Raw genomic sequence first — 12,211 nt, 5'->3', positions numbered from 1 at the left:
GAGCGGCGCTGGGTGATTCCCGCGGCCTGGCTCGCCGTCGTGCGGGAAGGGCTGGTGGCGGAGTGGCGCGTCTACGCCGACAACGAGCCGGTGTGGAAGATCATGGGCGTGAAACGCTACTGACGGATCTCCACCACCGCCACCTTGTTCACGCCGCTGCACGCCAGATACAGCCGCCCGTCCGGCGTGCCGATCATGTGGCGCACCACGCCGCCGCCGGAGGGGATAGGCCAGCTCCGGAACGCCTTGGTGCGCGGATCGAAGCGCACGAGGGTGTTCGGAGTGACGCCCGCTTCGCTGAACCACACCATGCCGTCCGGCGTGATGGCGATCCCGTAGGGATTGGGCAGGGGCTGGCCCGGCGTGGCCCACTCTTCCACCTTGCCGGTCTTCGGGTCCAGGTGGCCCAGGTAGCCGCGTGCGTAGTCGGTGTAATAGAGGGTGTCGTCGGAAGCGACGGCCAAACGCCGCGGCCGCGCCCCTTCCGGCAACGTGTACTCGGTGATCTTCAAGGTGTTCGGATCGATGCTGGCCAGCTTGTTGCTGTTGAACTCGCAGAAAAAGGGCACGCCTTGGGAGTTCACCACGATGCCGTAAGGACGCGAGTTGGGCGTGGGCGATTCCCGCAGTTCCACCTTGCCGGTCTTCGGATCCAGCCGTCCGACCATGTTGCCGCGTTGCACCGTGAACCACAGCACGCCCTTCTGGTCGAAGATGGGCGTGTGCGGGTCCACAGCTCGCGCATCCGGCATGGGATATTCGGTCACCGTGCCGGTGCTTGGATCGAGCCTGCCGACATGTCCTTTGTAGTTGCCCGTGTACCAGATGTTGCCCTCGGCATCGGCCACCAAACCGTGCGGACCCGACTGCGGCGTATTCATCGCATACTCGCGGATCGTGCCCGTCTTCGGGTCCAGCCGGCCCAGCGTGTTGGCGTTCTGGCCCGTGTACCACAGGGCTCCGTCGGGGGCGATAGCCGGGTCATGCGGCCGGGAAGAGGCCGTCGGAACGTCCCACTCGCGAATCTGAACGTCGACCTCGCCGGTTGGCCCCGCGGCCAACACGGCGGCGCCTGCCAGCAACAGGAAAACAGCGAAGCAGCGTAGGCGCATCACTTTCCTCCCGTCAGGAACCTGTACTGCGCGTCGCTGAGTGGAACCACCGACAAACGGCCCTGGCGCACCAGCGGCGAATCGGCGAACAGGCGATTCGCCTTGACCTCGGCGAGCGTCACCGGCGTTTTGAGGGCGTGCCCCGCTTCCAGGATCACCTGGGGCGCTTTCGGATCGCTGGCATCGACTTTGACCACCGACGCCGTGCCCACCGCGCGCTTCTCGTCGCCGGTGTGGTAGATCACCAGCTTCTCGCCGGGCTGCATGGCGCGCAGATTCTTCAGCGCCACGGGGTTGGTTACGCCGTCCCACAACGTCTTCTTGTCGCGCACCAGGTCGTCGAAGGAATACTCCGACGGTTCGGTTTTCAACAGATAGGGCATAGAGAGAAATTACCAATTACAAGTTCAAGATTACAAATTTCCTATTTCTTCTTAACCTTCATCAGTCGCTTACCCGCCTCATCCAGGGTGGCGTCCCTCTTGCAGAACGCGAAGCGCACCTGCTGGGCGCCGTCGCGTGGATTGCTGTAGAAGCTGGAGCCGGGCACCACGGCCACGCCAACCTCCTGCACCAGATAGCGCGCAAAGGACACATCGTCAGCGAAGCCGAAGTCGCGAGTGCCGGTCATGATGTAGTACGCGCCCCGCGGCACGTAGGCGCGAAACCCGGCGGGGCCAAGCGCCGCCAGCATGCGGTCGCGCCGCGCGCGATACGCTGCCGCCAGTTCCTGGTAGTACGACTGGGGCAGACTCAGCGCCGCCGCGCCGGCCTCTTGCAGCGGCGCTGCAGCGCCTACGGTGAGGAAGTCGTGCACTTTGCGAATGGCTCCGGTCAACGGCGGGGCCGCCACCGCCCAGCCCACCCGCCAGCCGGTGACGCTGTAGGTCTTCGACATCCCGTTGATGGTCACGGTGCGCTCGCGCATGCCGTCCAGGCGCGCGATGGAGATATGTTCGGCGCCGTCGTAAAGGATGTGCTCGTAGATCTCATCGGTGAGGGCGAGCGCGTCGAACTCCACGCACAGGTCGCGAATGAACTCCAGTTCGGTGCGCGTGAACACCTTGCCGGTGGGATTGTTGGGCGTGTTGACGATGATAGCCTTGGTGCGCTGGTTGAAGGCTGTGCGCAACTCGTCGCGGTCGAACGTCCATTCGCCCGCAGGGTCTTCGGGCGGACGCAGCTTCACGAACCGAGGCGTAGCGCCGGAGAGGATGGCGTCCGGCCCGTAGTTCTCGTAGAAGGGCTCGAAAATGACCACTTCGTCGCCCGGGTTGGTCACCGCCATCATGGCCGCGATCATGGCCTCGGTGGAGCCGCAGCAGACGGTGACCTCACGTTCCGGATCGACCTCGAGTCCCTGCCACACTCCCATCTGCCGCGCGATGGCGTCGCGCAGGCTCTTTGCGCCCCACGTGATGGCGTACTGGTTGATGTCGGCGGCGATGGCTCGCTGCGCCGCGAGCTTGACCTCTTCGGGCGCGGGAAAGTCGGGAAAGCCTTGCGCCAGGTTGACCGCGCCGTAAAGCATCGCCTGGCGCGTCATCTCCCGGATCACGCTCTCCGTGAACCGCTCCGCTTTCTCGCTGACCATCCGCTTCGTGGACACTTGGTTCTTGGCAGGCACGATGGTCTTGATCACTCCGTCTTTCCGCGCGTTTCCAGCCAGAAGGAGACACCTTTCGGCGGCACGCCCTTCAACTCCGATCGTGACCAGAAAGGCTGCAAAGCTTCCATCACGTCCGGCTCCTTACTGATGAACGCATTGGGGAGCACGATGCTGTAGTTCTGGTGCCCGGCGAGCAGGCTGGCGGCCAGCAGATACTGCTCCGAGTAGTACCACTCGGCGCGCTCCGGCATGTAGTCGTACGGCAGGTCAATGTCGTGGATGTGCGCCAGCACGCCGGGCTTCAGCCGCGGCAGCACGTCAAGAAAGAATACCGTCGCGTCGGAATTCATAAAGCTGCGGTGCGAGCCGTCCACGAACAGGATATCGCCGGGGCCGAGCTCGTCGAAGCGTGCCAGCGCCACGTCTTCCATTCCGTGGCGGATCACCTCGTCGCAGAGGGCATCGATCTCGGCGCGCGGCCGCGGATCGATCGAGATCACGCGCGTGCTCAGCCCATGGTCGCGAAGCGCGCGCCGCACCACCTTGGTGGAATAGCCTGAGCCTACTTCCATATAGCGCGCCGGCTTGCGCTGCGCCACCAGCGAGTACAGCGCCAGCGTGTCCAGTCCGTCCAGCCAGTTGTTGATCCAGCAGGGATCGGCGGAATTCTTTTCCGCGCGCAGCGGAATCCTCACCAGGAACGGTTCCAGCGTCAGGAAGCTCTGCAAGGTTTGCCGATAACGCTGGCGCTCTCGCGAGAACAACTCATAGAGCTGCGGGTGCGGAGGCTTGCCGTAGCCGTAGCGCGGAACCGGCCGCACCGCGTAGTCGAGGAAGATCGGATAGTAGCCCTTCAGCAGGCGCGGGATGTTGTACAGCACGTACAGGAACCCGTTCCGCCGCGCGAATCGCTTCAGGGCCTTGGCCATGGAACCCACACTTATAGCAGCGCCGGCCTCCACTTTGCACGTGGGGAACCAGGGGGCCCGCCGGCCACGCAGAATGCGCGTCTTTTGCCTTACCGCTGGCCACTTCCGCGGTCTAATGGTGTGGATGGAAGAGAGCGATGCCGCCATTGTGGCGCAGGTTCGCCAGGGCGATCGCGAGGCTTTCCGGAGTCTCGTGGAGCGCCACAGCCGTGCTCTTTTCCGCCTGGGGCATCGCATGACAGGCAACGTCCAGGACGCGGAGGAAATCGTGCAGGAGACCTTCTTGCGCGCCTATCGCCGGCTGGATGGTTTCGAGTCGCGCTCCAGCTTCAAGACGTGGCTGTTCCGCATCGCCACCAACTGTTCGCTGGACGTGATCAGCCGGCGTCAGCGTGCCGAAGAGGTGCCGTTGTACGACCCGGAGCGTGAACCCATGCACGAATTGCCGCTCGCTTCCGAGGCTCCCGGGCCGGAGCGCGAAGTACTCAGCCAGGAGGTCAGCCGGCGCCTGGCAATCGCCATGCACCAGTTGAGCCCGGTAGAGCGCGCCGCGTTTGTGCTGCGTCACTTTGAAGGCATGTCGTTGGAGGAGATCAGCAGCTTGCTGGGCGTGAAACGGGACAACGCCAAGAACAGCGTCTTTCGCGCGGTCAAGAAGATTCGCCGGCATCTTGAGCCGGTGGCAGGATCCCGCTCATGAGCCATCTCAGCGAAGACCAACTTGTGCTTCTGTACTACGGTGAGACCGAAGATGCAGGCGTTTCTCGCCAGCACTTGGAATCCTGCGCTGCCTGCCGCGCCGCTTATGCGGCTCTGGAACGCAGCCTGGCGAGCGTGAGCGCGCTCCCCCTTCCTGAACGTGACGAAGACTACGGGGCACACGTTTGGCGGCGGCTCGCGCCGCGTCTCGCCCCGGAGCCTAGACTGACGCGCCTGTGGAGGTCGTTGGTTGCCGGTCCCATCTGGATGCGCGCAGCCGTGGCCGCGGCTCTGGTGCTTGCCGCGTTCCTCGCCGGACGCTACTGGCCGCGGCCAGAGCCTGCGCTGGCTCCTGCCGTGGTTTCTGCTCCTGCCAAGGAGCGCATTCTGCTGGTGGCGGTGGGAAACCACCTGGAACGTTCGCAAATGATCCTGGTAGAGCTCGCCCACGCCGAGCCCGACGGCGGAGCGGACATTTCGGCCGAGCAGCAGCAGGCCCGCGGCCTGATTGCGGACAACCGTCTCTACCGCCAGGCGGCCGCGCGCGCCGGTGAAACGGGCACCGCACAGGTGCTCGACGAGTTGGAACGCGTTCTGATCGAGGTCGCCAACAGCCCGTCGGAGCTTTCCCCGCGTGATCTGGAAGCCATTCAGCACCGCATCCAGTCGCAGGGGATTCTTTTCAAGGTTCGCGTTCTGGCCACACAGGCGCGCCGCAGGAGTAAGGCCGCGCCCAGCGCCATTCCCAAGGGGAGAACATGAAACACTTTGTAACCGCTCTGATCTGGATCTCAGTGACGGCCACCGCCGCCTCTCAGACTGCCGCCACCCCCGCCACGCCGGCCGCGCCCGCCACTGCGGCCGCGCCCGCCACTGCGGCTAAGCCCGCCACTGCGGCTACGCCCGCAACTCCGGTTTCGGAGGAGGATCGGCTCTACAAGCGGGGAACGGATCTCCTCAACCAGGGCGAATGGCAGGATGCGGCCGAAGCCTACCGTCAGGCTGCAAAGCTGCGCGGCCGCCGCGCCCCGGCTGCGCTCTACTGGACAGCCTACGCGCAGAGCAAACAGCGCCAATACGCGGAGGCCCTGGCGACGCTGGCCGAATTGCGCCGTACCTACGCCGACAGTCGCTGGATCAAGGAGGCCGGAGCCCTGCAACTGGAGATCCGTCAGGCCAGCGGCCAGGAAGTCCAGCCGGAGTCGGTTGCCGACGAGGACCTCAAGCTCCTGGCCATCAACGGACTCATGAACATGGATCCCGAGCGCGCCGTGCCGCTCCTGGAAAAGTTTCTGCAAGGCAACCACTCCGCCCGCCTGAAGGAGCGCGCGCTGTTCGTGCTTACCCAGTCCGACTCTCCGCGCGCACGGGAAATCATCGCCCAGGTCGCCTCCGGGAAGCTCTACCCAGAGTCGCAGATCAAGGCCATCGAATTCCTGGGCGCGGAAGGCGGAACGGGGAATCTAGAGGTGCTGAGCCGTGTGTATGCCGGCACAACCAGCACGGAGGTCAAGGGCGCCGTATTGCAGGCCTTTGCCATCTCCGATGCCAGCGACCGCCTTCTGGCAGCTGCCCGCGGCGAGCGCAATCCCGGACTTCGTCGCAAAGCGATCGAGGGGCTCGGCGTTGCCGGGGCTTCTGAGGCGCTGATGCAGTTGTATAGGGAATCGTCACCGGATCTGAAAGAAGACGTCCTGCAGGCGCTGGGCGTATCCGAGGGCCAGACTCAACTGGTCGAGATCGCGCGCAGCGAGCGCAACCCGGATCTCAAGCGCAAGGCCATCGAGGGACTCGGCGTCGCCGGAGGTCCCAAGGCGCGCGAGGCTCTGCTTGCCATCTACGCTTCGGACTCCGACCACGGGGTTCGCGAGCAGGTCATCGAGGCGCTGTTCGTCTCGGACGAGGCCCGCGCCCTCATCGACCTTGCCCGGAAGGAGCGCGACCCGGCGCTGCGGCGGGAGATCGTCGAAAAACTCGCCAACATGGATTCGCGCGAAGCCACCGACTTTATGCAGGAGATTCTCAGCAAATAGGAGCATTCGATGCTGCGACACGGTCTGGTCCCGCTCGCTGTCGTCTTCGGCCTGTTGGCTGTGGCCTCCGCCCAGCCGACCGTGAAGGACGCCCGCATGGACACGCACGCTTCCTCCGGGCTGGAAAAGGAAGTGCAAGCTCTTACGGCTTCTCGCCGCGGGCCCGAGTGGTTGGGCTATACCGTACCCCTGGCGCCGGGCGCGAGTTTCATCTGCTGCCTCGGCTCCGGATCGAGCTTCGCCAAATCCATGGGCTGTTGCAGTGGTTGCCGCTTGGAAGGCAAGAATGAGGTGTACACCAGCTCCGACCGCCATCCGTGCCAGCAGAGGAGCTCCGGCCAGCTCAATGTGCTCTTCCGCATTGAGGGTGAAAGGATCAGGAAGGTCCGCGTCTTCACCGCGGACTGCGCCCTCGCTGGTGGCGGGCTGCCGCTGCATTGGCTCACCGGCGTACCGCCTGCCGAGAGTTTGCGCTTCCTGGCCTCGCTGGTCGGTTCCGCCTCCGCCGGCAAGAGCGGGGAAGATTTCGCCGATGACGCCCTGTGGGCCATCGCTGCGCACGACGAGCCGCAAGCCGACGTTATCCTGGAGCGCTTCGCCGCGCCTGGTCAGCCCTACCAGCTTCGGGAGAAGGCCTCATTCTGGATCGGCCAGCAGCGCGGCCGTCACGGTTTTGAGTTCGTTCGCGACTTGCTGCGGCGGGAGCAGGATTCCCGCATGCGCGAGCATCTGACCTTCGTCCTCTCGGAAACCAATGAAGCGGAGGCGATTCCCGAGTTGATCCGTGTGGCGCGTACCGACCCAATCGCCAAGGTGCGTGGAGAGGCGCTTCACTGGATGGCACAGAAGGCCGGGAAGAAGGTGGCAGGCGAAGTCGTCGAGGCCATTGAACGGGATCCGGAAACCGAAGTGAAGAAGAAAGCCGTCTTTGCGCTCAGCGAGATGCCCCACAACGAAGGTGTCCCGCTGCTCATCCAGCTGGCGCGCACGCACAAGAATCCGGAGGTGCGCAAGGAAGCAATCCTCTGGCTGGGAGAATCGGACGATCCTCGCGCCCTGGCCTTCCTGGAAGACGTGCTCTTGCACTAGACAGCCGTGGCCCGTGTGGCTGCTAAGGACAGGGCCGCTGACTCTTAACTGGCTCCGCCCTTGCCGGGAATGAAGTACACCTCTTCCTTCATGGTTTCCTTGGCAAAGCCCTTGCGTTTCAGGATGCCCTTGCCATGCTCGATCATGTCAGGATGACCGCAGAGATAGGCGCTGGTCCCGGTCGCATCGAGCTGCCAAAGGTCGGCGTACTTGCGGATCAAATCATCCACGCGCCCGGTTTCGCCCTTCCACTCCGGGTCCTCCCACGGACGGCTGACGGTGTGCACCGCCGTGAGCCACGGCACTTCAGCTGCGATCTTCTCGGTCTCTCTCAGATAGCCCATCTCCCAGGAGCGGCTGGCCCCGCTCACCAGGAAAAAGCGGTGCGGCTCGGGGTATTTGCCGTCCTTCCAGTCGCGATACAGCGTGCGCAGGTAACTGACGTAGGGAGCCATGCCGGTCACCGTGCACAGCATCAGGTGCCGGGTGCGGCCACTCTTGAAGTCGATGGTGAAGTGGCCCTTGGAGGCCTTGCGCATCAGCAGTTCATCGCCGGGCTGCAGCTTGTAGAGCAGGGGCGTCAACTCGCCTTGCGGCACCAGCTCGAAGAAAAACTCGATCTCTTTTTCATAGGGCGAGGAGACGATGGAGTACGGCCGCTGCACCAGCTTCTTCTCTGTCTGCACGGCCAGGGTGGCGTACTGGCCGGCAGAGAACTGGAATTCGCCGCCCGGGTCCACGCGGATGCTCCACAGGTCGGGAGCGAAATCTTTGCGTTCCAGGATCCGGGGCCGGTAGAACTTGTCGTCGCCTGCAGCCATTCCTGCACCTCGCGCAAGGTGGTTTAGGGTTCCAAAGCTTACCATCCCCGCGAGCCGGTCTGGCTACGCGTAGGGATAGAAAATAAAGAACAGCAGCGACAGCGATCCCAGCACCCACATCCCGGAGCGCACCTCGCTTTTGCGTCCGGCCACCAGCTTGGCGAACGGATAGAGCACGAACCCGGCGGTGATGCCGATGCCCAGGTTGTAGGTGAAGCTCATCAGGGTGACCACAGCGAACGCCGGAATCAGCTCGGTCAAATCCGAGAAGTTGATGCGGGTGATGGGTTCCAGCATCAACAATCCCACGATGATCAGCGCCGGCCCGTAGGCCTGCGGCGGGATGGCCGCGACGAACGGAGAAAAGAACAGCGCCAGCGCGAACAGCCCGGCGGTCACCACCGCGGAAAAACCCGTGCGCCCGCCGGCTTCCACGCCCGTCGCCGATTCGATGTACGCGCCGGCCGTGGTGGTGCCCACGGCGGCGGCGAAAGTGGTGGCCAGCGCGTCCACCAGCATGGGCCGCTCGATTTGCGGCAGGTTCCCTTCGGCGTCCAGGAAGCCGGCGCGCGCCGCCACGCCGATCAGCGTTCCCATGGTGTCCACGAACGACATGACGAACACCGTCAGCACCACAGCGAAAAAGCCGAGGTCGAGCGCGCCCACCAGGTCCATCTTCAGGAAGATGGGTTCCAGGCTGGGCGGCATGCTCAGCAGCTTCTCCGGAGGCGCGGCGACTCCGGCGACGTAGGACACGACCGTGCTTCCCAGGATGCCGAGCAGGATGGCGCCCGGGGCGCGGCGGATCATCAGCACCGCCATCAGCAGGAAGCTGAACACCGAAACCAGCAGCGCCGCCGAGCGCAGGTCGCCGATGTGCACCGGTGCGCCCGGCGTGCCCAGCTTCACGATCCCGCTGACGTTCAGCCCGATGAAGGTCATGAACAGTCCCACACCCACCGCGAAGCTGTAGCGCAGCGTCGGCGGCACCGCGCTCACCAGCCACTGCCGCACGCGCATCACCGTGAGCAGCACGAAAAGCAGGCCCCCCAGGAACACCGCGCCCAGTGCCGCCTGCCAGGAATAGTGCAGCAGACCCACCACGGTGAAGGCCAGGAAGGCGTTCTCGCCCATGTAGGGCGCGACCGCGAATGGCCGCCGCGCGTACAAGCCCATCAGCAGCGTGCCGAAGATGGCGGTGAGGATGGTGGCCACCGCGGAAGGACCCGCCGGAATGCCGGCCGCGCTCAGGATCGCCGGGTTGACCACGATGATGTACGACATGGTCAAAAACGTGGTCGTGCCGCCGATCACCTCGCGGCGAAGGTCCGTGTGGTGCGCCTCGAACTGGAAGTAGGAGCGGATCCGGCTGCCGATGGCGTCCTCCTGGGGAAGCGCGGAAAGCATAACGGAGCGGGACTCGATTCCCTAACCGTCTCCTCAGAGCCGGTGGTCCCGCGTTGACTCCGTTTGTCGGGCCATTTACCTTGCTCGCCCGTGGGCTTGGACCCGCCACATCGCGCGCTGGAAAAGCTGAGCGCCGGCGAAGTGCGCTTCGAGCGCTTGCGGCGACGTGTGGGTCTGTGGCTGGCGCCGGCTGTCTTCGTTGTCATGTTGCTCGCGCCGTTTCCCGGCCTGCCCCCCGCGGCCCATCGTCTGGCGGCGGTGATGGTGGCCGTGGTCATTCTGTGGATGAGCGAGGCGCTGCCGCTGCCCGTGACGGCGCTGGCCGGCGCGGCTGCCTGCGTGCTGCTCGAAGTGGCGCCCGCCAAAGACGTGTTTGCGCCTTTCGCCGACCCCTTGATGTTCCTGTTCATCGGCGCCTTCATCCTGGCGCGCGCTCTGTTCGTCCACAACCTGCATCGGAGGCTGGCTTTCGGCGTGCTGTCCCTGCGTTGGGTGGGTGCGCGGCCGGGACGGATTCTGTTCGCCTTTGGCGCGGTGACGGCATTCTCCTCTTCCTGGATCTCCAACACCGCCACCACCGCCATGATGTTCGCCATCGGTATGTCGATCCTGGCTTTCCTGTTCGAGTTCACCGACGGTGTGGGCGGCGTTACTTCGCGCCGCTACGCCACCGCGCTCATGCTGATGACCTCGTTTGCGGCCTCGATCGGAGGCCTGGCCACGCCCATCGGCACGCCGCCCAACCTGATCGGCCTGGGCTTCATTCGCCAACTCGCGGGCGTCGATTTCCCCTTTTTCCGCTGGGTGGTCATCGGCGCTCCCATGGTTCTGCTGTTGTACCTCTTCCTCTTTGCCTACCTCAATTACCTGAGCGGCGCGGGCGTCAAAGAGATTCCCGGCGGTAGTGAGATGCTTCACCGCGAGAAGCAGAAGCTGGGTTCATGGACTCGCGGGCAGAAATCCACCTTGGCGGCATTCCTGGTGACCGTTGTCCTTTGGGTGGTTCCGGGCTTCGTGGGCCTGTTGGCAGGCGCCGATAGCGCCGCCTATCGCGCCCTCCACGAGCGCTTGCCGGAAGCCGTGGCGGCGCTGGTCGGCGCCCTGCTGCTCTTCCTCCTTCCCGGCGACGGCGATCGGCGTGCCATCACCTGGGAAGAAGCCGTGAAGATCGACTGGGGCGTGGTGTTGCTCTACGGCGGCGGCTTCGCCCTGGGCGTTCTCAGTTTCCAGACTGGGCTCGCCGAAGCCGTGGGCCGCGGCATCACCGGACTGCTGCCGCTCCATGATTCTCTCGGCCTGCTCATCGCTTCCGCGATAGCCGCCGTGCTGCTTTCCGAAACCACGTCGAACACCGCTTCGGCGAACATGATTGTGCCGGTGGTCATCGCCATCGCGCGAGCCTCGGGTCTGGACCCTCTCGAACCCGCTCTCGGCGCGACCTTCGCCGCCAGCCTGGGCTTCATGCTGCCGGTTTCCACGCCCTGCAACGCCATCGTCTACGGCTCGGGGTACATCCCGCTGGGCCGCATGATGCGCTACGGCCTGCTCCTCGACGTGGTGGGAATCGTTGTGGTCGTAACCGTGGTCCACTTGCTGGTGCCGTTCCTGCGCTAAGGAACTTGTCATCCTTACTAGGGCAGTGGCTGCAGCGTAGCGTTCACCAGGAACGGATCGTCGAACTCCGTCTTGTCCCCAGCTTTCTTTCCTGCCACCGGCATAAGGCGGGCGGAGAGGGGTTTCTGCAGGCGCACCGCCATGGTCGCCATGTCGCCGATCATGCGCTCCAGTTGCTCGACCGTGATCTCTCCCGGCAGCGGAATGGTATCCAGGCCGGTGCCGCACACGGACGAATAGGCCAGCAACTCGTCGACCGTCACGGCGCCTTCGCTCCAGCGCCGGGCCAGGGTTTCGTCTTCCAGCACCGGCAACATGAGTCCCGAATATCCGGCGTGCTTCACCGGCAGCGAACGCAGCACTCCGGTGATCATGGCCACGGCGGTCATGGTTCCGCTCGAGCCCACACGCCGACCGGTGAAGCCTTCAATGGCCGCGCCGATGGAAACCTGCTTCAGCGGCGCCGGCGAAAGGTCGAGGCCTCCGTATTTCCATCCGGTGCGCTTCTCTACGACGAAGGCGATCTGCTCGACCTGGTCGGCGTACTGGCCCAGCGCCAGCTCCAGCGCGCGGCGCGCCAGTTCAGGGTCACGCGAGGAGGCCAACGCCTCCGCCACCACGTTGGCCGATTCGAGCCCGACGGCGAACTCATGCCCTTCGCCGTTGTGGTAGGCGCCGGGGAAGAACGGCGTGCCGGAAGGAACACGCGCCGTGGCCGCGAAACTGAAATTCGCCTGCGGCGCCGTTTCACTCAGCGTCTTGATGAGCCGGGCCGCCGCGCGGACGCCCCTCCAGTGCACACCCTGCTCGTCTGCCACGGTGAGGCTCGCGTTCAGCGCCTTCGTGTTGCGCAGGATGTCCGCCAGCAAATCGGCCTGCACCGGGTCATCCGAGTCCT

Annotated in this window: 12 protein-coding genes; 5 read left to right on the top strand and 7 right to left on the bottom strand. The window is 64.8% G+C overall.

What is annotated here, in order from left to right; all coding sequences use genetic code 11:
* Nucleotides 1–116: 116 nt before the first annotated feature.
* The 4 genes from VLE48_14120 to VLE48_14105 are packed head-to-tail and all read right to left on the bottom strand — an operon-like array spanning nt 117 to nt 3,650.
* A complete protein-coding gene (locus VLE48_14120; protein ID HSA94146.1) occupies nt 117–1,112 on the bottom strand; it encodes a hypothetical protein in 996 nt (331 codons plus the stop codon).
* Nucleotides 1,112–1,495 carry an EVE domain-containing protein gene (locus VLE48_14115; protein HSA94145.1) on the bottom strand — a complete coding sequence of 128 codons (384 nt, stop codon included), beginning with the start codon at nt 1,493–1,495 and terminating at the stop codon, nt 1,112–1,114. Before VLE48_14115 ends, VLE48_14120 begins: the two co-directional genes overlap by 1 nt.
* A 41-nt stretch (nt 1,496–1,536) precedes the next feature.
* Nucleotides 1,537–2,754 carry an aminotransferase class I/II-fold pyridoxal phosphate-dependent enzyme gene (locus tag VLE48_14110; protein HSA94144.1) on the bottom strand — a complete coding sequence of 406 codons (1,218 nt, stop codon included), beginning with the start codon at nt 2,752–2,754 and terminating at the stop codon, nt 1,537–1,539.
* On the bottom strand, nt 2,751–3,650 hold the full coding sequence (locus VLE48_14105; protein HSA94143.1) for a class I SAM-dependent methyltransferase: 900 nt from the start codon (nt 3,648–3,650) through the stop codon (nt 2,751–2,753). Before VLE48_14105 ends, VLE48_14110 begins: the two co-directional genes overlap by 4 nt.
* Nucleotides 3,651–3,723: 73 nt before the next feature.
* Between VLE48_14105 and VLE48_14100 the strand changes: the two genes are divergently transcribed.
* From VLE48_14100 to VLE48_14085, 4 genes are read left to right on the top strand one after another with little or no spacing between them, the layout of a single operon-like run.
* Nucleotides 3,724–4,350, top strand: coding sequence for a sigma-70 family RNA polymerase sigma factor (locus VLE48_14100; GenBank protein HSA94142.1), 627 nt, complete (start codon nt 3,724–3,726; stop codon nt 4,348–4,350).
* Nucleotides 4,347–5,111, top strand: a complete 765-nt coding sequence (locus tag VLE48_14095) for a hypothetical protein (protein ID HSA94141.1) — start codon at nt 4,347–4,349, stop codon at nt 5,109–5,111. The genes VLE48_14100 and VLE48_14095 overlap by 4 nt, the downstream gene beginning before the upstream one ends.
* Nucleotides 5,108–6,382 carry a HEAT repeat domain-containing protein gene (locus tag VLE48_14090; protein HSA94140.1) on the top strand — a complete coding sequence of 425 codons (1,275 nt, stop codon included), beginning with the start codon at nt 5,108–5,110 and terminating at the stop codon, nt 6,380–6,382. Before VLE48_14095 ends, VLE48_14090 begins: the two co-directional genes overlap by 4 nt.
* Before the next feature lie 9 nt (nt 6,383–6,391).
* Entirely contained in the window at nt 6,392–7,471 is a 1,080-nt protein-coding gene (locus tag VLE48_14085; GenBank protein HSA94139.1) for a HEAT repeat domain-containing protein, read from the top strand.
* A 44-nt stretch (nt 7,472–7,515) separates the two neighbouring features.
* Here the strand turns inward: VLE48_14085 and VLE48_14080 are convergent, their stop codons facing one another.
* Together VLE48_14080 and VLE48_14075 are read right to left on the bottom strand one after the other, a co-directional pair.
* Complete coding sequence (locus VLE48_14080) at nt 7,516–8,292, bottom strand: FAD-binding oxidoreductase (protein HSA94138.1); 777 nt, start codon at nt 8,290–8,292, stop codon at nt 7,516–7,518.
* 63 nt (nt 8,293–8,355) lie between these two features.
* Nucleotides 8,356–9,699: an NCS2 family permease gene (locus tag VLE48_14075; GenBank protein HSA94137.1), complete on the bottom strand. Its 1,344-nt coding sequence runs from the start codon at nt 9,697–9,699 to the stop codon at nt 8,356–8,358.
* Between the two features lie 90 nt (nt 9,700–9,789).
* On the opposite strand from VLE48_14075, the gene VLE48_14070 reads away from it, so the two are divergent.
* On the top strand, nt 9,790–11,313 hold the full coding sequence (locus VLE48_14070) for a DASS family sodium-coupled anion symporter (protein HSA94136.1): 1,524 nt from the start codon (nt 9,790–9,792) through the stop codon (nt 11,311–11,313).
* A 17-nt stretch (nt 11,314–11,330) separates the two neighbouring features.
* On the opposite strand, the gene VLE48_14065 is transcribed toward VLE48_14070, so the two are convergent.
* Nucleotides 11,331–12,211: DUF711 family protein (locus VLE48_14065; protein ID HSA94135.1), on the bottom strand; the 881-nt coding region annotated here is incomplete at its 5' end.

The organism is Terriglobales bacterium (assembly GCA_035454605.1).
Taxonomy (GTDB): Bacteria; Acidobacteriota; Terriglobia; order Terriglobales; family Acidobacteriaceae; genus DATMAB01.
Note: the sequence above shows the minus strand (reverse complement) of the source record. Positions and strands in the feature narration are given on the sequence as shown.